Raw genomic sequence first — 24,362 nt, 5'->3', positions numbered from 1 at the left:
GCATGTCAGTACTCCACTTCTTGGCTGCGCTTGCGGATCGTGGTCACTTCGTCGCGCTGATTTCCGGTGGGGCCGTGGTAGTTGATCGCGAACGACTGCTGCGCGTAGCCGCCGATCAGATGTGAGGGCTTGATCATGATGCGGGTCAGCGCGTTGTGGATGCCGCCGCGTTTTCCCTTGGCCCCGTTCATGTTCGGCGTGCCCTCGATGCGCGGGACGTCCACCGCGCGGTCCTGGGCGTGGTACATGAACACCGTGCCCTCGGGCATGCGGTGGCTGACGATGGCGCGGGCGACGACGATGCCGTTGCGGTTGCTCGCCTCGATCCAATCATTGTCGGCGACACCGATTTTCGCCGCGTCCCTCTCCGACATCCAGATCGCCTGCCCGCCGCGCGAGAGCGTGAGCATGTGCAGGTTGTCCTGATACGCCGAGTGGATCGACCACTTGGAGTGCGGGGTGAGATACCGTACCGTGACGCCGCTGTCGCTCACCGTCCCGACGTCGGGCTCCCGGAACAGCGCCGCCATATCCAGCGGCGGCCGGAAGATCGGCAGCTGTTCGCCGAGTTCGATCATCCAGTCGTGGTCGAGGTAGAAGTGCTGGCGCCCGGTGAGGGTGTGCCAGGGCTTGAGCCGCTCGGTATTGATGGTGAACGGCGAGTACCGGCGCCCGCCGGTCTCGGATCCGGACCACTCCGGCGAGGTGATCACCGGGACGGGCCGGGCCTGGGTGTCGGCGAAGGTGATCCGCTTGCCCTCGTGCTCGGCGGCCAGATCCGCCAGCTTGGTGCCGGTGCGGCGCTCGAGAGCCTCGAACCCCTCCACGGCCAGGCGGCCGTTGGTGGTGCCCGACAGCGCCAGGATGGCCTCCGCCGCATGGACGTCCTTGGCCAGCGACGGACGACCCTGCGCGGCGCCCGACACCACGGTGCCGTTGACGCCGGCGAGGTATTCGACCTCGGGATCGGGGTGGGTGGTGACACCCTTGGTGGTGACGCCGAGCGAGTCGATCAGCGGCCCGAGGGCGGCCATCTTCTCCGCGATCTTCGGGTAATCTCGTTCGACCACAACGAGTTTCGGCATCGTCCTACCGGGGATCGGCTCGCAGTCCCCGGCCTTCCAGTCGAGCACCCGTCCGCCCGGCTGGGCCAGCGCATCGGCCGTATCGTGCAGCAGCGGCACCGCGACCAGATCCTTGCGCGTGCCGAGATGCTTCTCGGCCAGCCAGGAGAACCCGCGCGCGATGCGGTGGAACGCCTCGAAGTCGGTCTTGGCCTCCCAGGGCGGCGAGATGGCGGGGGAGAACGCGTGCACGAACGGGTGCATATCGGTGGAGGACAGGTCGTGCTTCTCGTACCAGGTCGCCGCGGGCAGCACGATATCGGAGAACAGCGTGGTGGAGGTCATCCGGAAGTCCAGCGACAGCAGCAGATCCAGCTTGCCGGTGGCCGCGGTCTCGCGCCATTCCAGTTCCTGCGGGCGGACTCCGGTGGCCTCGCCGGTCTGCAGGTTGGAGTCGGCGCCCAGCAGGTGCCGGTGGAAGTACTCGTTGCCCTTGCCGGAGGAGCCGAGCAGGTTGGCCCGCCACACGGTCAGGCAGCGCGGGAAGTTCTCCGGCGCGTCCGGGTCCTCGCAGGCGAAGCGCAGCTCACCGGACTTCAGGCCGTCGATCACGTGCTCCTGCGGTGTCCTGCCCGCCGCCTCGGCCTCGTCGACGAGATCGAGCGGATTGCGGTTCAGCGTCGGATAACTCGGCATCCAGCCCAGCCGCGACGCCAGCGCGATATTGTCGGCCGCGGTGCGCCCGGCGAATCGGCCGGAACCCAAAGGGGAGGCGAAGGATTCGGCGGTGAACGGGTCATAGCGCCACTGGTCGTTGGCCAGATACCAGAACACGGTGCCCTGCATCTGCCGCGGCGGGCGCTGCCAGTCCAGGCCGAATGCCAGTGTGGCCCAGCCGGTTACCGGTCGGCACTTCTCCTGGCCGACGTAATGCGCCCAGCCGCCGCCGTTGACGCCCTGGCAGCCCGTGAGCAGGGTGAGGGTGAAGAACGAGCGGTAGATCTGATCGGAATGGAACCAGTGGTTGGTGCCCGCGCCCATCAGGATCATGGAGCGGCCGCCGGATCGGTCGGCGTTGTCGGCGAATTCGCGCGCGATGCGCGCCGCCTGCACCGCGGGGACGCCGGTGACGGCCTCCTGCCAGGCGGGGGTGTAGGGCTCGTTCGCATCGTCGTACCCGGTCGGCCAGTGGCCGGGCAGGCCCGCGCGCGCCACACCGTACTGGGCGAGGAGCAGGTCGTAGACGGTCGTGACCCGTTTGCCCGCAACGATTCTGGTCGGCACGCCCCGGCTGAGCACACCGGTCTCGCCGTCGTAGCGAGGCAACCGCACGGCCGCAACGTCATCGGTGCGGCCGTACAGCGTCAGCAGGGGATCGACATCCCCGAGATCGAGGTTCCAGCTGCCCGCGCCGGAGTCGGAGAAGCGGTGTCCCAGCGCCCCGTTCGGGACCACGGGCTCGCCGTCGGCATCGAGCAGCACCGTCTTGTGCTCGGCTCCCTCGCCGGTGTCACCGAGATCGGCCGCGGTGAGGAACTTTCCGGGCACCCAGGTGTGGGCGCTGTACTCGCCGTCGGCATTCCAGCCGCCGTCGTGCTCGTCGAGCGCGATCAGGAACGGCAGATCGGTGTAGCGCTTGGTGTAGTCGAGGAATCGGGGCGTGGCCCTGTCGACGAAGAATTCCTTCAGGATCACGTGGCCCATCGACATGGCAAGGGCCGCATCGGTTCCGGGCCGGGCCGCCACCCACTCGTCGGCGAACTTGGTGTTGTCGGCGTAGTCGGGGGAGACCACGACCACCTTCTGGCCGCGGTAGCGGGCCTCGGTCATGTAGTGCGCGTCGGGGGTGCGGGTCACGGGCACGTTCGAGCCCCACATGATCAGGTACCCGGCGTCGAACCAGTCCGCGGATTCGGGCACATCGGTCTGGTCGCCGAACACCTGCGGCGAGGCCACCGGCAGATCCGCGTACCAGTCGTAGAACGACAGCATCGACCCGCCCAGCAGCGAGATGAACCGCGCGCCCACCGCGTGCGACACCATCGACATCGCGGGAATCGGGGAGAATCCGGCGACCCGGTCCGGGCCGTAGCGCTTGATCGTGTGGACGTGCGCCGCCGCGGCGATCTCGGCCGCCTCCCACCATTCGGCGCGTACGAACCCGCCCTTGCCGCGGGCCGACTTGTACCGCCTGGCCTTCTCCGGATCCTCGACGATCGATTCCCAGGCGGCCACCGGATCCTTCACCGCGGCCTTGGCCTCGCGGTACATCTCGAGCAGCGTGCCGCGCACATACGGATACCGCACGCGCGCAGGCGAATACGTGTACCAGGAGAACGAGGCGCCGCGGGGGCACCCGCGCGGCTCGTACTCGGGCTTGTCGGAGCCGACGGAGGGATAGTCGGTCTGCTGGGACTCCCAGGTGATCACGCCGTCCTTGACGTAGATCTTCCACGAGCACGAACCGGTGCAGTTCACCCCGTGCGTGGAGCGGACCACCTTGTCGTGGGCCCAGCGGTCGCGATAGAACTCGTCGGCGCTGCGCCCGCCCACCTTGTGCACGCTGCGCAGATCGCCGGACACCTCGCCGCGCGTGAAGTATTTGCCCAACCGGAGCAGCGCATCCCCTGCCCCGGCGGTATCGGAGGGGGTCGAACCCTTTGTATGCGAAATAACCACAACGCCCCCTTCGAGCTGAGAATCGGGCTGCTGCACCGAGAGTAAGGACGCTCGGGGAGCGGGCAAAACGGTTCTCTCACAACGCTCCTGCGGGCCCTGTGAGTTGTGAGGCTCGGGAAACGTGACGGTCACTGTGCGGTAGCGGCCACACCGGGCCTGGTCGGGGGCGACCTGGGGCGATGCCGGTTTCCGACCCCGCGGGGGCATTCGGGCGGCGCACCGGTGATGCTTTGGAAACGACCGGTTCTCGGGCGTTTTACATTTGTTAACACATCCGGTTTCCGGCTTCGGCGCCGATTTCCGCCGCGGTGAGACGGACGTCGCACAGGTTACGTCGCGCGAATTACCGCGCGGTAAATCATTTGCCCGCCGATCGCCGGGGGATATCCGACACCTGCGGCGGCGTCCGGATTAGCATGCGGTCATGCAGCGATTCGAGGCCACGATCGAGTCCGCCCGGGGCGGCGGGGCCTACGTGCCCGTGCCCGCCGAGGTGGTGTCGGCGCTGGGCGGCGGCGGGCGGATCCCGGTACGAGCCACCTTCGACGGCGTCGACTACACCGGTTCGATCGTCTCCATGGGCGAGGGTCCGTGCATCGGCCTGCTCAAATCCATCCGCGCGGCGGTCGGCAAGGAGCCCGGCGATACGGTCACGGTCACCCTCGAGCGCGACACCGCCGAGCGGACCGTGGCGGTGCCCGACGATCTGGCCGCGGCGCTGGCCGAGGCCGGGCTGCGTGAGAGCTTCGACGGGCAATCCTATTCCCGCCGCCGCGAACAGGCCCGGTCCGTGACCGACGCGAAGCGGCCCGAAACGCGCGCCGGGCGTATCGGAAAGATCATCGACGCGCTGCGCGGGTAGCGCTCATCGCGCGGCCGGTCGTCAGCAGGACCGTCGACGCGCTGCGGGTAGCGCTCGTCGCGGCCGGTGGTCAGCGGGACCGTCGACGCGCTGCGGGCGGTCGTCACCAGCAGAAGCGCGTGGGGTGGGTGAACATCGCCGCGACCACCACCAGGTCGACCACGACGGCCAGCCATACCGCCGGTACCGCCCAGCGGGATCGAAACATGAACGCGCACAACGCGAACGGCAGGGTCCAGACGGCGAGCGTGGCGATCACCCACCAGCCGCCCGCCATGTCGACCCGGGGCGCGGTGCTGCCGCAGCGCGTATCCGCCGCCTGGAACAGGCCGATCGCCACGCTCCATGCCGCCGCGGCCGTCCACGCGATCGCGGCGACCGCGGCTGCCACCCAGGGAATGTGCCGATGCAACCGCACGGTCCCATCCTGCAACGGACGATCCGTGTACGGGGGCGATTTCGGGATCCACTTACTCGGCCAGCACTTCGGCCTCCGCCTCCACGGCGCGCACGGTCCGCTCCGGCACGCGCAATTGCCCCGGGGTGTAGGTGATCGCGCGCAGGTCACCGGTGTAGCGGAACGGGCCGCGGCGCTCGCGCAGCTCCCAGGCGACCGGTCCGCGGGCGTCGACACCGACGGAGATGCCGGTCCACGGCGCCATGCCGACCAGCTGGACCCGATCGAGCAGCTGCGCCACCGGTTCCCCGTCGATGCTGACGGTGAAATCCCAGCGCAGCTTGGGTCGCACGAGGGCGGCGACGGTGATCCCCCGCGCGCCCGGCGGGATCGGCGCGGCGACGGTGGCGTAGCGGCCGTAGCCGTTGAATCCGAACACCGCCCGCCCATCCTCGACATAGAGCAGGTAGCCGCCCTGCGGATCGCCGTGCGCCAGCAGTACTCCCTCGTCACCCGGGGCATATCCGCCGAGTTCGGCGGTGACGGTGAAGTCGCGATAGGCGATCAGCCGCTGCGAGCGGTACCGCTCCAGCGTGGGGGTGCCGGGCAGCAGGCGCAGCGGCCGCGCGAGCCGGGCCTCCTCCGGCCTCCGGCGTGCCAGGTCCGCGCGGGTGACCAGCGGGAACACGGTGTTGTGCCAGGCGGCCGCATCCCACGCGCGGGCCAGCTCGGCGACCTTCTCGGGGAATTGCGCCGCGACGTCGTGTAGCTCGGTCGGATCGGTGCGCACGTCGAACAGCTGCCAGCGTGGGTCGTCGATATCGGTGCCCGGCTCGTGCAGCGCGAGCAGCTTCCAGCCGTCGCGGTAGAAGCCGCGGTGCCCGGTCATCTCCGAATACTGCTCGACGTGTGCCGAGGCCGCCTCGGGATCGCGCAGCACCCGAACCGCCGAAACGCCGTCGAAGTCCTTGGCGGGCAGTCCGTTACGCACGGTGGGGCGCGAGAGTCCCGCCAGCTCCAGCAGGGTCGGCGCCAGATCGGTCACATAGACGTATTCGCGCCGAATCTCGCCGGCGGGCAGCCCTTTCGGCCACGAGACCACGAACGGCACCCGCACGCCCCCGGCGAAGGTCTGCCCCTTGTAGAACCGGAACGGCGTATTCGACGCCTGCCCCCACCCGCGCGGGTAGTGCACGCCCAGGCGTGCGGTCCCGATCAGCTCCTCGTCGTGCGGCACGTCCCCGACCCAGTCCGGATCGTCGACATGCGCGAATTCCGCCAGGTAGCTGCGGGTTCCGACGGGACCGCCCTCGGCGGTGCCGCCGTTGTCGGAGGTGAAGACGACGATCGTGTTGTCCAGCTCGCCCAGCCGCTCCACCACGTCGAGCAGGCGGCCCAGGTTCTGGTCGATATTGTCGACCATCGCCGCGTAGACCTCCATATAGCGCGCGAAGCGGCGCTGTTCCCCGGCCGAGAGCGAATCCCACTCCCGGGCCTCGTATCCCGGTTCGGTGTTGCGCGGCTTCTGCCGGGTCCCCGGCGGAAACAGGCCCTGCGCCAGCTGCGACGCGAAACGGCTGTGCCGCAACCGATCCCAGCCCGCGGCATACCGGCCGCGGTACTTCTCCAGATCGACCGGCTTGGCCTGCAGCGGACCGTGCATCGCGACATGGGCGAAGTAGAGGAAGAACGGTTTGACCGCGTCGTGGGCCCGCAGGTCCTTCAGGTACGCGATCGCCTTGTCGGTGAGATCGTCGGTGACGTAGTAGTCCTCCGGGTAGCTCTCCACGTCGACCACCGAGCCGTCGGAGACGATCTGGTTCGGGTAGTAGTAGGAGTTGAATCCCTCCAGCGATCCGTAGTAGCGGTCGAAGCCGCGCTGTGTCGGCCACGAATCCCGGTGCGCCGCAGGGTTCATGGTGGCATCGCGGACCAGATGCCACTTGCCGACCGCGTAGGTGGCATAGCCGTTGGCGCGCAATGCCTCCGGCAGCGTGAGTACATCGTCGGCCAGCTCCAGCCGCAGGCCCGGATATCCCGGATCGGCGTTCGCGACGAACCCGAAACCCGCACGGTGCGGGTTGATTCCGGTGAGCAGGGCCGCCCGCGACGGTGAGCACAGCGGGGTGGTGTGATAATTGGTGAGCCGGATGCCCTGTGCGGCAAGGCGATCCAGCGTCGGCGTCTCGATCTCCGAGCCGAACGGCCCGATATCGCTGAAGCCCATGTCGTCGACCAGCACCACGATGATGTTCGGGGCGCCCGCGGGCGCGGCCGGGGGATAGGTCCACTGCGGTTCGGCGTCGGCGGTGGTGCGGCCGATCGGTGCGGTGACGTTCTCGTAGCCGCGGGCATGGTCAGGCACAGACATCGGTCCAGCGAAACCGGACACCGGGGCCGTTCGCCAGGGTTTTGTGCAGGGTGCGTGCAACCGGTGCCGACCGGTCGTAGTTCTTCTACCGTCGGTTGCCATGCACACGAGTCGGCCCAGCGCGCCCCGGACAGGCTCGGGCGGACCGTCGTGCTGCTGCTGTCGTGAGTGAACGACGCCATGACAGCAGTCCGCCAGCATTCCGAGGATTTCCCAGATGAGCTCACCACCCGGCGCGTTATCGCGCCGCACGTTTCTGCGGGGCGCGAGCGTGTCCGCGCTCGCTGTCTTCGGCGGCGGTGCGTTGGCGGCCTGCACCTCGGCGGTGCACGAACTCGATGCCGCCGGTGCCGATGCGACGCCGGTGCGGGGCGGCACGCTGAAGGTGGGCACGCCCTACGACATCGTCCCCGCCAACATCCTCACCAACACCGCGACGACTCCGGCGGTCATCGGCCTGGTCTACGAGACCCTGGTCCGCTACCCGAACGACCGGCTGGAACCGCAACCGCTGCTGGCGACCTCGTGGCGGCTGGCACCGGACGGCCTGTCGCTCGCCCTGGAACTGCGCGACGACGTCACCTTCCACAGCGGGCGGCCCTTCACCTCCGCCGATGTGGAATTCGCGCTGCGCACCTACGCCGACCCGAAATGGTCCGCGCAACTGAAGAGTACCGCCGCGGCGATCACCGAATACGACACCGGCGCACCGCACCGCATCGTCCTGCGGTTCGCGCACCCGCTGGGCAATATCTTCGATCTGCTCGACACCGTGCCGATCCTGGACCGCGAGACCATCGGCGAGCTGTCGGCCGGTGAGCAGTTCATCGGCACCGGGCCTTTCCGCTTCACCGAGCGAATCCCCAACAGCCGCATGGTGTTCGAACGCAACGAGCGGTACTGGGTGCCCGACCGGCCGTATCTGGACCGGGTGCAGCTGTCGGTCGTTCCCGACAGTCAGGCGCAGCTCAACGCGCTGCGGTCGGGTCAGATCGCACTCGCCCACGGTCTGAATTCCCGGGATATCGAGAACCTTTCGCGGCGGGCCGGGTTCCGGGCGATCACCTACGATGGGGCCGAACTGCAGGTGTATGTCGGTGTGAACCTGCGGAATCCGGCGCTGGCCGACGTCCGGATGCGGCAGGCGATCGCGTACGCCATCGACCGTGAACGCATTATCGAGGAGGTCTTCCGCGGCGCCGGATATCCGCTGAACCTGCCGTGGCCCAGGACCTCTCCGGCCTACGACGAGGCGCGCAATACCCGCTACGCCCGCAATATCGGCCGCGCCCGCGAACTGGTCGCGCAGCTTCCGCCACCACCGGCGATCCCGCTGTCGTACAACACCAGCCTGCCCTTCTACGGCGCCACCGCCCAGATCGTGCAGGCCAACCTGGCCGAGGCCGGGATCGAGGTGACCCTCGACCCGAACGACGACGCGACCGCGGTGAAAAAGCTGATCGGGGGCCAGTTTCCGGGTCTGTGGGTGACCGATCACTCGTGGGCGCAGTTCGTGCCGTCCACGCTCAACGTCAGCGCCTATCCCTTCAACGCGCGAAAGAACGCCTCCCACTACGAATCTCCGGCGTATGTCGCCGCCGCCGACTCCGCGTGGCGGCGCACCGACGGCACCGGCCCCGCCGCGGTCGCGGCCTACCAGGCCGTCAGCGACCAGTTGCTGGAGGGGCTGTTCCTCATCGAGATCGGCGCGCGGCTCAACCAGGTCGCGGCATCCAAGCGGCTGCACGGCGTGCAGTGGACCAAGCGCCGCGAGACGGTCCTCACGGAGGCGTTCCTGTCATGACCCGATATCTGTTGCGCCGCTTGCCCTCCGCCGTTCTGGTGCTGTTCGCGGCCTCGGTGCTGATCTTCCTGCTGATGCGGCTGGTCCCGGGCGATCCCGCCAGCACGCTCGCCGGACCGGACGCGACCCCGCAGTCGATCGCGGCGATCCGGCACCAGCTGGGGCTGGACCGGTCGATCCCGGCGCAGTACCTGAGCTGGCTCGGCGGACTGCTCACCCTAGACCTCGGCCGGTCCTACATCCTCGGCGGTCCGATCTCCGAACTGGTGAGCCAGGGGCTGACCAACACCCTGGTGCTGACCGGTGTCGCGCTGCTGCTGGCGATCGTGGTGAGCCTCGGGTTCGGTGTGGCCTCGGTGGTCTGGCCGCGTCGCTGGTTGAATACCGTTGTGGCGGCGGCGAATACGGCGGCCGTCGCGCTGCCGACCTTCGTGACCAGTGTGCTGCTGGTGCTGGTGTTCGCGATCGCGATTCCGGTGCTGCCCGCGGGCGGCGTGCCGCCCGACGGATTCATCGCGCGACCCGATATCGCCGCGCAGTACCTGCTGCTGCCCGCCACCTGCCTGGCGCTGCCCGTGGGCGCGGCGCTCACCCGGTTCCTCACCGAGGCGCTGCGCACCGAACTCGCCAAACCCTATGTGCTGACCGCTCGTTCCCAAGGAATCTCGCAGTGGCAGATCGTCACCCGCGGCGCCTTGCGCAACGCGCTGCCCGCCGTGCTGACCGCGCTGGGCATCCAGACCGGGCATCTGCTCGGCGGCGCGGTCCTGGTCGAGGCGGTCTTCGCGTGGCCGGGCATCGGGCAGCTCATCGAACAGGGCATCAATCGGCGCGACTATCCGGTCGTGCAGGTATTGCTGCTGCTGTCGGTGACGGTATTCGTGGCGATCCAGCTGCTCACCGACATCGTGCACGCGTGGTTGGATCCGCGGATCCGGATCGGAGGGCGGGGATGAGGGGTGACGAAATACGCACGGCTGCCGGGCATTCCGGCGTGCGGCGCGATTCGGGGCATCGTTCTGGAGGACTGCGATGAGCGCGGTCGTGGAAGAAACAACCACTGCCGCAGGAGATTCCGGCATCCGGCGACCGGCGTTGCTGCGGGGCCAGGGCTTGGCGGGATCGCTGGTCGTCGCGGTGATCGTGCTGGCCGGGCTGTTCGCGGGGGTGCTGAGTCGGTACGACCCGACGACGCAGATCACCGGGGCCAACCTGCTGGGGCCCGGAGCGGCACACTGGCTCGGCACCGACGAGCTGAATCGGGACGTGTGGGCGCGGGTGCTGCACGGGCTCCGGATAGACCTGCTGATCGTGTTCGCCGCGGTACCGGTCGCGGCGGTGCTGGGGTCGGCCATCGGGCTGCTGGCCAGCGCGCATGCGCTGGCGGATACGGTGGCACAACGCGTCTTCGACGTCGTGCTCGCCTTCCCGGCGCTCATCCTGGCCATCGCGCTGACCGCCATCACCGGGCCGGGCGCGCACGCGGTGATCATCGTCATCGTCGCCGCGGAGGTGCCGGTCTTCGGCCGCCAGATCCGCACCGCGATCCTGCGGGTGCGCGAGCAGGCGTTCGTGGAGGCGGCCGCGGTCATCGGCGCGGGCACGTGGTGGACGCTGCGAAAACATCTGCTGCCCAACGTTCTCGAGCCGCTGGCAGTGCAGCTGGCACTGTCGATGTCGATCGCGGTGGCCGTTGACGGGGCGATGAGCTTCATCGGCCTGGGTGTGCGGCAGCCGCAACCGTCGCTGGGATCGGTGGTGGCGGAGTCGGTGTCGAATATGGACGCCAATCCGGCCATGGCCGTGGGACCTTTGGTGATCATCGCCGGGCTGACGCTGGGCTTCCTGCTGATCGGCCAGGCGCTGGGCCGGGCGAGGAGAATCGGATGAGTACGGGACCGATCCTCGAAATCACGGGCCTGTCCGTGTCTTTCGGCGCGCGCACGGTCGTCGACGACATCACGCTGACGGTCGGCCGCGGCGAAGTCGTCGCCCTGGTCGGTGAATCCGGTTCGGGGAAGTCGCTGACGGCCCGGTCGGCGCTGGGATTGCTGCCGTCCGGAGGCCGCGCCGCGGGCTCGATCCGGTTGGGCGGGAACGAGATTGTGGATGCGGATGAGCGGCAGCTCCGCGAGTTGCGCGGTACCCGGGCGGCCATGGTCTTCCAGGAGCCGCAGACGGCGCTGAATCCGGTGCAGAAGATCGGGACCCAGATCATCCAGGCGCTGCGCGCGCACGGCCCGATCTCGCGGGCCGCTGCCCGGGCGCGGGCGGTGGAACTGCTCGGCCTGGTGGATATTCCGGAACCCGAGCGCCGCGTCGAGTGGTATCCGCATCAGCTGTCGGGCGGGCAGAAACAGCGGGTCGTCATCGCGCTGGCGCTGTCGGGCGATCCGGAGCTGCTCATCGCCGACGAGCCCACCACCGCTCTCGATGTGACGGTGCAGGCGGAGATTCTCGAACTGCTGCGGAGACTGCAGCGGGACAAGGGAACCGCGATCCTGTTCATCACCCACAACCTGGGAGTGGTCGCCGAGATCGCCGATCGGGTGGTGGTGATGCACGGCGGCCGGATCGTGGAGCAGCAACCGGTGCGGGAGCTGTTCGAGTCGCCTTCCGAGAGCTATACCCGGGCCCTGCTCGCGTCGGTGCCGCGACTTCCGGAGGTGGACAGGACCGCTTCGGAATCGAGTGTGGAAGTACCCGAACAGGATTCGGCGGAACCGGTCCTGCGGATACGAGATCTCGCGGTGGTCTACCGTGACCGTGGTAAACGGTTCCGGGCGCTGCGCGAGGTGTCGCTGTCGGTGGCCCCGCGCGAGGTGATCGGGCTGGTCGGCGAATCCGGTTCGGGCAAAAGCACTCTGGGCCGAGCCGCGCTCGGACTGGTCCCGGCCGACACCGGCGAGGTCGTGCTGCACGGGACCTCGCTGCGTGGGCTGTCGCCGCGCGAACTGCGCGCGATCCGCAAGAACGTGGCGCTGGTGCACCAGGACGTCGCCGCCTCGCTGAATCCGCGCCGCACGATCGAGGAATCCATCGGCGAACCGCTGCTTGTGCATCGCGCGGCGACCGGTTCGCTGTTGCGCGCCAGGGTGGCCGAACTGCTCGAATCGGTCCGCCTGCCACGCGATTACGCCGGTCGCCGCCCCGGCGAACTGTCCGGCGGGCAGCGCCAGCGCGTCGCTCTCGCGCGTGCGCTCGCGCTGGCGCCGCGCCTGCTGGTGGCCGACGAACCCACCAGCGCGCTGGACGTCTCGGTCCAGGCCCGGGTGCTGGACCTGTTCGCCGACCTGCGCGCCGAATTCGGTTTCGCCTGCCTGTTCATCAGCCACGACCTGGCGGTGGTGCATCAGGTTGCGGATCGTGTCGTCGTGCTGCAGGGCGGATCCGTCGTCGAAACCGGTCCGCCCACAGAGGTTTTCGGACGGCCCCGCGAGGACTACACGCGCCGCCTGCTGGCGGCGGTCCCGACCCCCGAACCCGACCGGGTCGGTCGGGAGGCGCTGGCCCTCGGTGCCTGAACCGGGCTCTCCGTCGTCACACCGCGAGCGTGAAATGATGCGCCGTAATGGTCAGATGGTGGCGCATGTAGAGACGATGCGCGGTGGCACGGTGTGGCGCGGCGTCCGGAAGACAGCCAGTTCGCCGCGATTATCGTGGGCCACTCGGGAACTAGCCCGGGAGGGGGAGGAATTCGACGTGGGTGCCGTCGACCGCGTTCGGGGGGACGATCACCAGTCCGTCGCGGCCGAGCAGGCCCGCGAGGTGGGCGGTGCGGACGGCGGCGTCGCCCAGCCAGCCGCCCTCCGGGGCGGTGCGGGCGGGCACGATACGGGGTGCGGGGCCGGTGATTTCGGCCGCGTTCAGCAGCGGGCCGGTGATCGGGCGTGCCGGGATGCGGCCGGTGCGGCCCTCGACGATCGCGGGGGTCAGGGCGAGCAGCGTGGCCACCGCCGCGAAGGGATTGCCGGGCAGGCCCAGAACCGCTGTGCCGGACTCGGTTTCGGCGATCACCGTGGAACCGCCGGGGCGCATTCGCAAGCGGTGCACCAGGATTCGCGCGCGGGTGCGATCCAGGGCCGCGCGGAGCTGATCGGCCGCGCCGCCGCCGGTGGCGCCGACGATCACCAGTAGCTCGCAGTCGGCCGCGGCGTCGAGCACCTCGTCGAAACCGTTGGGCGTATCGCGCAGGTGGACCCGGTCCAGGGCGTGCACCCCGCACGAGGCCAGCAGGTCGGGCAGGACGGGGCCGATCGAATCGCGCGTCTGGCCCGGACGCAGCGGGCCCTCGCTGCGAATCTCGTCACCGGTCATGACGATGCGCGCCCGCACCGGGCCGCGTACCCACCCCGTGGTGACCTCGGCGGAGGCGGCCACCGAGACCAGCGCCGCCGAGACCGGGGCGCCCTCGGGCGCGACGGTGTCGCCGGGCTGCCAATCCTCGCCGCGGCGACGGACATCGTCGCGGACCGGGGCGTCGGGCAGCCGGTCCAGCACGCCGTTCGCGTCCAGGCCGACGTATTCGTCGCGGACGACCGCGGTGGTGCCCTCCGGCACGTGCGCGCCGGTCGCGATGCGGACCGCCTCGCCGGGCAGCAGGCCGACCGGACGCTCACCGCCCGCGAATCCGACATCGCGCCGCAGCTGCCACGGGCCGTCCCCGGACACCGCGTAGCCGTCCATCGCCGACACGTCGAATCGCGGTAGCGCCTCGGCCGCGGCGAGCGGTGCGGCGAGCGCGGCGCCGCGGGCCGAACGCAGCGGTACCTGGTGCTCGGGCAGCCGGGACATGGTGCGGCGCACCACACTTCGCGCGTCGTCGAGCGTGAGCGGCGCCGCGTGGGCGCGGGCCCGGCGTACCTCGTCGGGGGTGTCGCAGTCGGTGACGCCGGACAGCGGCACCGTGGCGGTAGCGGCGGGGACCAGCGCCTTCATCGGCTGGTTCATCACCGAATCCAGCCGGTCGAGCCCCGCCAGCAGCGCCTTGCGCCGCCAGACCCCGGCCAGATACTGCGGACGCCCGGACTCGTCGGCCGCGAATACCGCATCGGCGCCGGATTCGGCTGCGGCCCTGAGTAATTCGTCGATCGTCGCCGGGGTCAGGAACGGCATATCGGCCGCCAGCACCACCACCAGGCGGGCCGGGAAATCGCATTCGTCCAGCGTCCGCAGCCCGGTCGCGATGGCGGCCACCGGGCCCGCCCCGGCCGGAACCTCCTGCACCTGCCGGATGTCCGGGGCCAGCTCGGGGCGATGCGGGCCGACCACGACCGTGCGCGCCCCGGCGGCGACCGCGGTCAGCGCCGCGTCCAGCATCGAGCGCCCCCCGACCACGATCGCGGGCTTGTCCACCCCACCCATCCGGGTGGCGCGACCTCCGGCCAGCACGATCGTGTCGAAGTCGGTCACGAGCCGCCGCCCGTCAACTTGCCCATGCCGCCGATCGTAGTTCGTGAAGGTCCCCACTTCCCCCACCCCGCACGCAGAACCCCACCAGACCGAGTTTCGGAAGTGACGGGAATAGGGGTGTGGCGGTGTCAGGTGGTGTGGGGGCGTAGGAGGCAGAACTCGTAGGTGTCCGGGTCGGCCAGAATGACCGGTGGTTCGGTCCGGGGAGTTTGCGCAGGAGAGTTGGGCCGGGGCGGGGCGCTGGGCTGGGCAGAATCCGTGGGGCGCACCGGGGTTGCGCCGGCGGCGCGTAGTCGGGCGACCTCTTCGGCGGGATCGTCGGTGGGGAACGAGACCAGGTCCAGGTGGAGGCGGCCGGGCTCCCGGGTCTCCGAGCTGAGCAGGAATTCGAGCCAGGGTCCCTGCTCGCTGACCGAGCGGATACCGGCGGAATGCTGTTCGTCGTGGGTGATCGGCCAGCCCGAGGCCGCCGACCAGAACTGCGCCTGGCGGCCCGGATCGCGGCTGTCGACCACGATCGCGGCGACGGCCCCGGTGTCGACGTACTGCTCCCGCGGCTCGAGCACGCAGAATTCGTTGCCCTCCGGGTCGGCCAGCACCGTCCACGGCACCGGGCCCTGCCCGATATCGATGCGCCGGGCACCCAGCGACAGCGCCCGATCCACCTGTACGCGTTGATGATCCAGCGATCGGCTGGCCAGATCGAGGTGGATGCGGTTGCGGCCGGACCTGGGCCGCCGCGAGGCGAGGAACGTGAGCGCCACGTCGGGCGCGTCCGGATCCGGTGCGGCCACGTCGACCTCGCCGGGCCGGTCCACGGTCACCTCCCAGCCCAGCAATTCGGCCCAGAACCGGGCCACGCTCCGCGGCCGCACCGCATCGAACACCACGCACGCGAGACGGGTGGACATGGCTCCACGGTAACCGGCCGACCTGGCCGCGCGGAGCGGTTCGGCGGTTGTGCCGCCGGGCTATTCGAAGCGGTGCCGGGCCGCGGCGAGATCCACGCGGTCGCCGCGGATCGGGCAGCCCTCCTCCGCCAGACGCCGCAGCTGGCGGTGGGCCAGATGCGGGGCCGGGGTGCCGTTCGCGCGCAGCACCCGATGCCAGGGCAGATCGGCGGCATCGGTGCGCATGATCCACCCGACCGTGCGCGGCGTCGACAGCCCCGCCGCCGCGGCGATATCGCCGTAGGTGGCGACCCGGCCCGGCGGAATGGCCGCGACCAGCTCGCGCACCCGCTCGACCTCCGCGTCCGTCGTCGCCATGTCAGAGCATCGCGCGCAGGACGGCGGCGGTCTCGGCGGGGCGGGCCTGGGCCACCATGTGGTCGCAGTCGAACTCGTGCACCGTCAGGTCGGCGCCGAGGTGCGCGGTGAGCGCGGCCCGGAACTGCGGGGTGACGAACGGCGACTTCACGGCCCGGACCAGTGCGGTCGGTATTCCGGCGGGCGGGAGCACGACATCGCGGGCGAGCTGGCCCCAGTAGGAGGTGACGGCGGGCAGGCTCATCCGCCACGCCATCCGGCCCGCCGGGGTGGGGACCAGATGTTCGGTGAGTTCGGCCTCCAGCAGCCGTGGCTCGACATCGCTCCAGGCGGTCTCCAGCTTGTCCAGGCGCGCGGCCTCGCGATCGGGATAGTCGGGCGCGGCGAGCGTGCTCTCGGCGATGTGCAGCATCAGCTCCGGGTCCAGGCCGATGGCCGGGTCCAGCAGCACGAGCCCGCGCACCAGCTCGGGATGGCGGCGGGCGAGGTGGATCCCGGCCGCGCCGCCGAAGGAATGCCCGAGTACGACGGCCGGGGTGTCGCCGAGCAGCCGGGCGATGTCGTCGACCACCGTTTCGAAGGTCCACGGCGGGAGCGCGGGGGAGCGGCCGTGCCCGCGCAGATCGGGAGCGACGATGCGCACCTCGGGCAGGTGTTCGGCGGCCAGCGCCGCCCAGCGCCGACCGTGCCCGGTGAGGCCGTGCAGGGCGAGCACCAGGGGGCCGTCGGCCGGGCCGAATCGATGGACGTTGAGTTCGGGCACGCGACCATTGTGCCGAGGGGGCCCGACAAATGCGCGATATCGAAAATGTGTTCGAATAATGCGTATGCCGGTGCGGCGTGCCGCATTCCGTGTCGCCCGGGGAAATCGCCTGATGTCCTATAACGGCGTCGGGCGGCGCGTATCACAGACCGGATACGCCGGACGCGGCCGACACAGTTTGCTGCCGCCGCGGCAATTTCTGTCGGAGGTGTCTGTTGAAATAGCGGCCGTGATGCGATCGGATAGCTCGGTGCGATTGGTGCGTCGCAGCGACACGGCCCCCCGAACGCGGGAATGGGGCGCCGACGTCCGGACGCTGTTCGCGAGCGGTACCGCGGAGGCGGGCTGGCGCCCGTGGCAGGTGCTGGGCGGCCCCGGCACGGGTAAGACCGCGCTGCTCACCGATCTCGCGGCCGATCGGATCACCGGCGGGGCGGATCCGGAATCGATCCTGGTACTCACGCATTCGAAGCAGGCGGCGCTGCGCGTGCGCAATGCCGTCACCCGGCAGCTGTCCGGGGCGTTCGGCGGGGTTCCCGGGGCGGCCCGGGAGCCGCTGGTGCGCACCGTGCATTCGTACGCGTTCGCGATCGTGCGCCGCCACGCCGCCGCGCACGGCAATCCGCCGCCGCGGCTGCTGACCGGCGCCGAACAGGATGTGGTGCTGCGGGAGATGCTGCGCGGTGAACTGGCCGATATCCAGGACGGGTTCGCGCGCAGCGGGTTCGGGGGCGCGAGCGCCGAATTGTGGCCGCAACGGCTGCAACCGGCGCTGGGGACCGTCGGATTCGCCGAGCAATTGCGGGACCTGATGTTGCGCGCCACCGAGCGCGGGCTGGGGCCGGAGGATCTCATCGACCTGGGCCGCCGGTACGACCGGCCGGAATGGGAGGCCGCCGGGCGTTTCGCCGAGCGCTACGAGCAGGCGATGCTGCTGCGCTGGTCGGTCGGCGTCGAGGCGCCCGAGGCGAGCGCGCCCGCGCTGGACGCCGCCGAGCTGGTCGGTGCCGCGCTCGATGTGCTGGCCCTGGACCCCGACCTGCTGGCCGCCGAGCGCGACCGCCTGCACAGCCTGCTCGTCGACGACGCCCAGCACCTGGATCCGCTTGCGGCGCAACTGGTCCGGGCCATCGGATCCGGGCCCGCGGTGACGGTGGTGGCCGCTGATCCGGACCAGGCCGTGTTCACCTTCCGCGGCGCCGACGTGCGCTTCGCCCTCGATCCGGAGGCGCCCGAGGGGCGGCGCATCGTGCTGCGAGACAACCACCGCGCCACGCGCGCGATTCACGACACCGTGGTCCGGATCTCGGCGCGCATGCCCGGTCGGGCGCCGCATCGTTTCGACGGGCACGAGAACGCCCTGGGCGCGGCAACTTCCGACTCCGGCGACGCGGCGGTCCTCGATCGCGATCCCGAGGTCGGTCCCGCCGCTGGGCACCGAGGCGGCCCCGGCGATCAGCCCGGTTTCGACGACCGTCCCGGCGAGGTGTCCGGTTTCGATGATCGTCCCGGCGATGGACACGGGCGGGACGACGGCGTCGTCCTCGTCCGTGTGCTCACCACGCCCGCGAAGGAAGCGGCGCTGATCGCCGACCATCTGCGCCGCGCTCATCTGACCGACGGGGTGCCGTGGTCGCGGATGGCGGTGATCGTGCGGTCGGTGCCGCTGTCGCTGGCCCCGCTGCGCCGCGCCCTGCTGGCCGCGGGAGTGCCTGTTCTGCAACCGAAGCCCGACGTCCCCCTCGCACGCCGCCGCGGCGCCGCCTGGATGCTGCTGTCGCTGCGCGCCCTGCTGTCCGGCGAGCAGGACCGCCCCGATCTGTGCACCGAGGACGACGCCCTCGACCTGCTGTCCGGCCCGCTCGGCGGCGCCGACCAGATCAGCCTGCGCCGCCTCCGCCGCGGCATCCGCCGCACCCTCCTGGAACGAGGAGCCCGCCGCCCCACGGACGACCCGTGGGAAGCCGCCGACCGCGCGGCCCGACCCGGGACGGAACCCGCCGCCGCAGAACCGGAACACGATGCCCGGCCCAGCGAATCCGATACGGCGACGGGCGATTCCGATGCGGCGCCGAGTGCGGCCGGTGCGGCACAGGGCGAGCCCGGTGGGGCGCTGGACGGAACGGGTGCGAAGCAGGAGGAGGGTGAAGGCGGTGGGGCGTCCTCGGGGCGACGTGACGCCGTGGAAGGCGTCGACGGTGATCTTGCGGTTCCGGGCCGTCGGCGGACGGGTGGGAGTGCCGCCGATGATGATTTCGCTTGGGAGGCCGTGGATTCCGTGCAGTCGGCGGATTTGGACCGGACGTCCGCGGAGGTGTTGCGGGAGTTGGTCGCCGGGGTCGGGGATTTCACGATCCTGGATCGGCTCACCGAGGTCGAGGCGGCGCCGCTGCGGCGGGTGCTGAAGGCCGTCGGGCGTGCGCGCAAGGCGGCGCGGCGCGGTGCCGGTCTCGAGGATGTGCTGTGGGCGCTGTGGACCGCGTCGAGCCTGGAGAAGCGGTGGGTCCGGCAGTCCGAGCGCGGCGGCGCGGTCGGGATGCAGGCCGACCGCGACCTGGATGCGGCGGTCGGGCTGTTCGACGCCGCCGCGGCCTACGTCGACCGGCTGCCGCGCGCGACCGTCGCGGGATTCGTGGAATATCTGGAACAGCAGGAGATTCCGCAGGATTCGGCGCCGCTCACCGATTCCGGCGATGCGGTCGCGATCGTGAGCGCGCACGCGGCGGCCGGACGGGAATGGGATGTGGTCGCGGTAGCCGGTGTGCAGGAGGGCATCTGGCCGAATCTGCGCCCGCGCGGCACCCTGCTGGGGGTCGAGGACCTCGTGGATCTCGTTGCGGGCGTGGCCGACTCCGGGGAGCGGGTGAGCCGCGCCGCCCCGATCCTGGCCGAGGAGCGGCGCCTGCTGCTGCTGGCGTGCAGCCGGGCCCGGCGCTCGCTGCTGGTCACGGCCGTCGAATCGGTCAGCGGCGACCGGGATCTGGTGCCCTCCCGCTTCCTCGGCGAACTGGAGGAGACCTCCGGCACGGGCGAGCCCGGCCGTATTCCGCCGCCCATCGATCCCGGCCGAGCCCTCGTGGTGCAGTCCCTGATCGCCGAATTGCGCGGTGTCGCTTGCGATCCCGAGGACGATCCACACCGGCGGGAGCGGGCGGCCGGGCAGCTCGCCCGGCTCGCACGGGCCGGGGTGCCCGGTGCGCACCCCGACAGCTGGTACGGCACCGCCGATCTCAGTTCGCAGCTGCCGCTGTGGGGCGCGGACACGGGTCCGGTCGCGCTGTCCCCGTCCACGGTGGAGCTGCTGCAGACCTGCCCGCTGCGCTGGGCGCTGGAACGCCACGGCGGCAGCGACGGCGACAATCCGCACGCGATCAAGGGCAATCTGGTGCACACCCTGGTGCAGGCGCTGGCCGGGCAGGTCTCCGAGGCGCAGGTGAAGGCCGCGCTGGTACGGGCGTGGAAGGCGATCGACCCGGGCACCGCCGAGGACGGCCCGCACAGCTGGCATTCGCGGCAGGAGCTGCGCCGCACCGAAACCATGCTGGATACGTTCCTGTCCTGGCTGCGCAACACCCGTGACGAACTCACGCAGATGGGCGTGGAGGTGCCGGTCGACTGCGTACTCCCGGCCCGCACGCCGGACGAGTACACCGTGCGGATCCGCGGTCGCGTCGACCGGGTGGAGCGAGATGCGTTCGGCCGCTTCGTGATCGTGGACGTGAAGACCGGTAAGACACCGGTCTCCAAGAAGGCCGCGCAGGAGCACGCACAGCTGGCGACCTATCAGGTGGCGGCGGCCGCCGGGGCGCTCGACGACGGCTCACCCGACGCCGAACCCGGCGGCGCCCGCCTCGTCTACGTCGCCAAGCCGAGCAGCAAGGAGGGCGCCACCCAGCGCCTGCAGACCGCGCTGGACGCCGACGGTGTCGAGCAGTGGCGCGGCGCGATCCACGAGGCGGCCGCCGCCACGCGCGGGCCCAGCTACCTCGCCATGCGCAACGACGGCTGCCGCCACTGCGCGGTCTCGGGCAGCTGCCCGGTCCAGGACACCGGACGGCAGGTGACCGAGGAATGAGGATCACGCCGTGGCAGCTGGCCGAGGCGCTCGGCCTGCCGCCGCCGACCGACGAGCAGGCCGCCGTCATCGCGGCGCCGCCCGGTCCCACGCTGGTGGTGGCCGGTGCGGGTGCCGGGAAGACCGAGACGATGGCCTCGCGGGTGGTGTGGATGGTCGCCAACGGCCTGGTCGTCCCCGACGCGGTGCTGGGCCTGACGTTCACGCGAAAAGCCGCCCAGCAGTTGACGACCCGCATACGCACCCGGCTCGCGCGGCTGGCCGGTGCGCCGCTGCTGCGCGAGATCGACCCGACCGGTCGGCTGCGTGCCCGGCTGACCGGCTCCGAACCGGAGATCAGCACCTATCACTCCTACGCGGGCCGCCTGCTCGGTGAGCACGGCCTGCTGCTGCCGGTGGAACCGAACGCGACCCTGCTCACCGAGACGCAGCTGTGGCAGCTGGCCCACCGGGTGGTGACCGGCTGGGACGGCGATCTGGACATCGACCGCACCCCGGTGTCGGTCACCGAGGCCGTGCTGGCGCTGTCGGGTCAGCTCGCCGAGCACCTGGTGGAGCCCGAGCAGCTGGCCGAGGCCCACACCGAGCTGGAGAAGCTGATCCTGACGCTGCCCCGCGGCCCGCGCCAGCGCGGCGGCCCGAGCCAGGAACTGCTCGGCATCCTCGAGACGCAGCACGAGCGGGTGGCGCTGCTGCCGCTCGTGCGCCGCCTGGGTGACGAGCTGCGCCGCCGCGGCGCCCTGGACTTCGGCGCCCAGATGTCGCTGGCCGCCCGCCTCGCCGCCGAACATCCGGAGGTCGGCGCCGCCGAGCGCGACCGCTTCCGCCTGGTCCTGCTCGACGAATACCAGGACACCGGCCACGCCCAGCGCATCCTCCTGGCCGCGCTGTTCGGCGACCTCGACAGCGCCCACGGCCGCGAGGGGACAGAGGCATTCCAGCCGGTTTCCGGCCAAAACCACGCCGGAAATACCGAGGGTGGACGTACCGGAGACCCCGGGGATGAGCGTGCTGGAGGCGCTGGGGGTGCGGTTGGGGTGGGTTCGGGGGTGGGTGTGGGCGGTGGGGATGTGGGCGTGCTGGGTGCCGGTGCGCGGCTGGCGGTGACGGCGGTGGGTGACCCCATGCAGTCCATCTATGGGTGGCGTGGTGCCTCGGCGGCGAACCTGCCGCGGTTCGCGACCGATTTCCCCAGTGCGCCGGGCGTTCTCGCGCCGATCCTGCCGCTGCTCACCAGCTGGCGGAATCCGCCCGAGGCGCTGGAGCTGGCGAATCTGGTGGCGGAACCGCTGCGGCACACCGGGGTGAGCGTGGATGCGCTGCGACCGCGGCCGGATGCCACCCCGGGCACCGTTGCGCTGGCGCTCACCGAAACCGTTGCCGGGGAACGGGACTGGGTCGCCGAGCGGATCGCGGCCGAATGGGAGGCGCGCGCCGACGCCGGGGTGCCGCCGCCCACCTCCGCGGTGCTGGTGCGCCGCAATGCCGATGCCGCGCCTTTGGCGGAGGCCCTGCGCGAGCGCGGATTACCGGTGGAGATCGTCGGTCTGGGTGGGCTGCTCGCCACCCCGGAGGTCGCCGATGTCGTGGCCACGCTGCGCCTGATCGCCGACCCGGCGGCGGGTAGCGCCGCCATGCGCATCCTCACCGGAGCCCGCTGGCGCCTGGGCGTCACGGATCTGGCCGCGCTGTCTCGCCGGGCCCGTGACCTGTCGATCAACAAACCACCCGAGCAGGCGCCCGCGATCACCGACTCGGCGGGCCTGGCCGATGCGCTGCGCGCGGTCGCGCCGGAACCCGCCGAGAAGGCCGGTCTCGCCGACGCCATCGCCGATCCCGGTGCGGCCGAACAGTATTCGGACACCGGGTACCAGCGTATCGTCGACCTCGGCCGGGAACTGGCCGGACTGCGCGAGCGTGGCGGGCAGTCGCTGCCGGAGCTGGTCGCCGATGTGGAGCGCACGATCGGCGTGGGCGTGGAGACGCAGGCCCGGCGCGCCTCGGCCGGTGGTGGGGCGGGCCGCGAGCACCTGGACGCCTTCGCCGAGGTGGTCGCCGGATACGCGAGCGATCACCGCGCCTCCCTGCCCGGGCTGCTGTCGTTCCTGGCCGCGGCCGAGGAGGTCGAGAACGGTTTGGAGCCGGGCGAAGTCGAGGTCGCCCGCGACCGCGTGCAGGTGCTGACCGTGCATGCCGCCAAGGGCCTGGAATGGGAGGTGGTGGCGGTGCCGCACGTGGTGCGCGGCGTATTCCCCTCCGGCGCCGCGGCGGGTACCTGGCTGGGCGCGCTGGCCGAACTGCCGACCTCGCTCCGCGGCGACCGGCAGCGCGACGCGGCGCCCGCCGATCGCGCGGAGGCGACACCGGATGCCGCTCCGGCCGGTGACGGCGTTCCGGTGCTGGATCTGTCGGACCTCTACGACCGCAGCGACCTCGACCGGGCCATCAAGCAGCACAAGGACGCGCTGAATCGGCGTCGGCTCGACGAGGAGCGGCGCCTGTTCTACGTCGCGCTCACCAGAACCGAACGCGCCCTGTTCGTTTCGGCCCATCACTGGGCGGAGACCGGCACGACCCCCAAGGGCCCGTCCGACTTCCTGCTGGATCTGAAGCGTCCCGTCGAGGACCCCGGCTCCACCCTCGCCGCGACGGTCCGCATCGACCACTGGGCCGACCCGCCCGCCGCCGACGCGGTGAACCCGTTCACCGACAACCCGGCCTCCGCCGACTGGCCCCGCGACCCTTTGGGCAAGCGCCGCACCGCGGTTCAGGAGGGGGCGGGCCTGGTCCGCGCCGCACTGCGGGACGGGGAGCCCGCCGCTGCCGCCACCGAGCCGACCGGGCAGCTGTCACTGTTCGACGAAACAGACAGCGCCACACCGGATCCCGACGACGACCCGGAGGGCTGGGCGGCCGATGTCGACGCCCTGCTCGTGGAGCACTTCGCCGCCGACGACAGGGTCCGCGAGGTGGAGCTGCCCGGTCAGCTCCCCGCCACGGCCCTGGTCGACCTGCGGGCCGATCCGGCGAAACTGGCCGCCCGGCTGCGCCGCCCGCTGCCGTACCCGCCGAGCCCGTTCGCCCGGCGCGGCACCGCGTTTCACGCCTGGATCCAGCAGTGGTTCGGCGCGACCCGGCTGCTCGGGATGGACGACCTGCCCGGCGCGGCCGACAGCGGCACCGCCGACGCCGACCTGGTCCGCCTGCAGGAGGCGTTCCTGTCCTCGCCGTGGGCCGACCGCAACCCGGTGGAGGTGGAGGTGGCGTTCGAAACCTCCCTCGCGGGCACCCTGATTCGCGGCCGCATGGATGCGGTGTTCGCCGAACCCGGCGGCCGCTGGCTGGTGGTGGACTGGAAGACCGGCGCCGCGCCGACCCGCGCCGAGGAGCCCGCGGTGCAGATGCAGCTGGCGGTCTACCGCCTGGCCTGGGCTCGCCTGCTGGCCGCCCGCACCGGCGCCGACGAGCACGAGATCCTCGAAAAGGTAGGCGCCGCATTCCATTACGTCCGCACCGGCCACACCATCGCCCCGCCGCGCCTGCCGGGCCCGGAGGAACTCACCGCCCTGATCGACACCGCCGCCCCGGCCTGGTCCACCCCACCGGACGAATCGGACTGAGCGGCATCGCTCGCGAGAACGTCCTCCTGGATTCGCCGCCGTCCTGC

The 24,362-nt window shown here is 71.0% G+C and carries 14 protein-coding genes; 7 read left to right on the top strand and 7 right to left on the bottom strand.

The window, feature by feature from the left end:
* Positions 1-5: 5 nt before the first annotated feature.
* Positions 6-3,743, bottom strand: coding sequence for a nitrate reductase subunit alpha (locus QH290_RS07095; protein ID WP_280382305.1), 3,738 nt, complete (start codon positions 3,741-3,743; stop codon positions 6-8).
* A gap of 424 nt (positions 3,744-4,167) precedes the next feature.
* On the opposite strand from QH290_RS07095, the gene QH290_RS07090 reads away from it, so the two are divergent.
* Positions 4,168-4,605 (top strand): YdeI/OmpD-associated family protein, encoded by a 438-nt coding sequence (locus tag QH290_RS07090; protein WP_280266851.1) that lies wholly within the window; start codon positions 4,168-4,170, stop codon positions 4,603-4,605.
* A 103-nt stretch (positions 4,606-4,708) separates the two neighbouring features.
* Here QH290_RS07090 and QH290_RS07085 read toward each other — a convergent pair whose 3' ends face one another.
* Together QH290_RS07085 and QH290_RS07080 are read right to left on the bottom strand one after the other, a co-directional pair.
* A complete protein-coding gene (locus QH290_RS07085; RefSeq protein ID WP_280266849.1) occupies positions 4,709-5,023 on the bottom strand; it encodes a hypothetical protein in 315 nt (104 codons plus the stop codon).
* Positions 5,024-5,075: 52 nt separating this feature from the next.
* Positions 5,076-7,373, bottom strand: a complete 2,298-nt coding sequence (locus tag QH290_RS07080; protein ID WP_280382304.1) for an arylsulfatase — start codon at positions 7,371-7,373, stop codon at positions 5,076-5,078.
* A 217-nt stretch (positions 7,374-7,590) separates the two neighbouring features.
* Here QH290_RS07080 and QH290_RS07075 point away from each other — a divergent pair, with 217 nt between their 5' ends.
* From QH290_RS07075 to QH290_RS07060, 4 genes are all read left to right on the top strand, one after another.
* Positions 7,591-9,177, top strand: a complete 1,587-nt coding sequence (locus QH290_RS07075) for an ABC transporter substrate-binding protein (RefSeq protein WP_280382303.1) — start codon at positions 7,591-7,593, stop codon at positions 9,175-9,177.
* Positions 9,174-10,133 (top strand): ABC transporter permease, encoded by a 960-nt coding sequence (locus QH290_RS07070; RefSeq protein ID WP_280266846.1) that lies wholly within the window; start codon positions 9,174-9,176, stop codon positions 10,131-10,133. The genes QH290_RS07075 and QH290_RS07070 overlap by 4 nt, the downstream gene beginning before the upstream one ends.
* Positions 10,134-10,209: 76 nt before the next feature.
* Complete coding sequence (locus tag QH290_RS07065; RefSeq protein WP_280266845.1) at positions 10,210-11,067, top strand: ABC transporter permease; 858 nt, start codon at positions 10,210-10,212, stop codon at positions 11,065-11,067.
* Positions 11,064-12,701, top strand: a complete 1,638-nt coding sequence (locus QH290_RS07060) for an ABC transporter ATP-binding protein (protein ID WP_280266844.1) — start codon at positions 11,064-11,066, stop codon at positions 12,699-12,701. Before QH290_RS07065 ends, QH290_RS07060 begins: the two co-directional genes overlap by 4 nt.
* A 151-nt stretch (positions 12,702-12,852) precedes the next feature.
* On the opposite strand, the gene QH290_RS07055 is transcribed toward QH290_RS07060, so the two are convergent.
* From QH290_RS07055 to QH290_RS07040, 4 genes are all read right to left on the bottom strand, one after another.
* A complete protein-coding gene (locus tag QH290_RS07055) occupies positions 12,853-14,589 on the bottom strand; it encodes an NTP transferase domain-containing protein (RefSeq protein WP_280266843.1) in 1,737 nt (578 codons plus the stop codon).
* Positions 14,590-14,717: 128 nt separating this feature from the next.
* Positions 14,718-15,500 carry a VOC family protein gene (locus tag QH290_RS07050; RefSeq protein ID WP_280266842.1) on the bottom strand — a complete coding sequence of 261 codons (783 nt, stop codon included), beginning with the start codon at positions 15,498-15,500 and terminating at the stop codon, positions 14,718-14,720.
* Positions 15,501-15,560: 60 nt separating this feature from the next.
* Positions 15,561-15,857, bottom strand: a complete 297-nt coding sequence (locus tag QH290_RS07045; protein WP_280266841.1) for an MGMT family protein — start codon at positions 15,855-15,857, stop codon at positions 15,561-15,563.
* A gap of 1 nt (position 15,858) precedes the next feature.
* Entirely contained in the window at positions 15,859-16,620 is a 762-nt protein-coding gene (locus QH290_RS07040; RefSeq protein ID WP_280382302.1) for an alpha/beta fold hydrolase, read from the bottom strand.
* A 232-nt stretch (positions 16,621-16,852) separates the two neighbouring features.
* Here QH290_RS07040 and QH290_RS07035 point away from each other — a divergent pair, with 232 nt between their 5' ends.
* Together QH290_RS07035 and QH290_RS07030 are read left to right on the top strand one after the other, a co-directional pair.
* Positions 16,853-20,695, top strand: a complete 3,843-nt coding sequence (locus tag QH290_RS07035) for a PD-(D/E)XK nuclease family protein (protein WP_280382333.1) — start codon at positions 16,853-16,855, stop codon at positions 20,693-20,695.
* On the top strand, positions 20,692-24,315 hold the full coding sequence (locus QH290_RS07030) for an ATP-dependent helicase (protein ID WP_280382301.1): 3,624 nt from the start codon (positions 20,692-20,694) through the stop codon (positions 24,313-24,315). The genes QH290_RS07035 and QH290_RS07030 overlap by 4 nt, the downstream gene beginning before the upstream one ends.
* Positions 24,316-24,362 lie beyond the last annotated feature (47 nt).

Source organism: Nocardia wallacei (genome assembly GCF_029869545.1).
GTDB lineage: Bacteria > Actinomycetota > Actinomycetes > Mycobacteriales > Mycobacteriaceae > Nocardia > Nocardia wallacei_A.
Note: the sequence above shows the minus strand (reverse complement) of the source record. Positions and strands in the feature narration are given on the sequence as shown.

Coding starts and splice junctions, on each gene's coding strand:
- QH290_RS07065 (WP_280266845.1), top strand. CDS start 10,210: ATGAGCGCGGTCGTGGAAGAAACAACCACTGCCGCAGGAGATTCCGGC.
- QH290_RS07060 (WP_280266844.1), top strand. CDS start 11,064: ATGAGTACGGGACCGATCCTCGAAATCACGGGCCTGTCCGTGTCTTTC.
- QH290_RS07075 (WP_280382303.1), top strand. CDS start 7,591: ATGAGCTCACCACCCGGCGCGTTATCGCGCCGCACGTTTCTGCGGGGC.
- QH290_RS07045 (WP_280266841.1), bottom strand. CDS start 15,857: ATGGCGACGACGGACGCGGAGGTCGAGCGGGTGCGCGAGCTGGTCGCG.
- QH290_RS07050 (WP_280266842.1), bottom strand. CDS start 15,500: ATGTCCACCCGTCTCGCGTGCGTGGTGTTCGATGCGGTGCGGCCGCGG.
- QH290_RS07080 (WP_280382304.1), bottom strand. CDS start 7,373: ATGTCTGTGCCTGACCATGCCCGCGGCTACGAGAACGTCACCGCACCG.
- QH290_RS07090 (WP_280266851.1), top strand. CDS start 4,168: ATGCAGCGATTCGAGGCCACGATCGAGTCCGCCCGGGGCGGCGGGGCC.
- QH290_RS07070 (WP_280266846.1), top strand. CDS start 9,174: ATGACCCGATATCTGTTGCGCCGCTTGCCCTCCGCCGTTCTGGTGCTG.
- QH290_RS07030 (WP_280382301.1), top strand. CDS start 20,692: ATGAGGATCACGCCGTGGCAGCTGGCCGAGGCGCTCGGCCTGCCGCCG.
- QH290_RS07035 (WP_280382333.1), top strand. CDS start 16,853: ATGCGATCGGATAGCTCGGTGCGATTGGTGCGTCGCAGCGACACGGCC.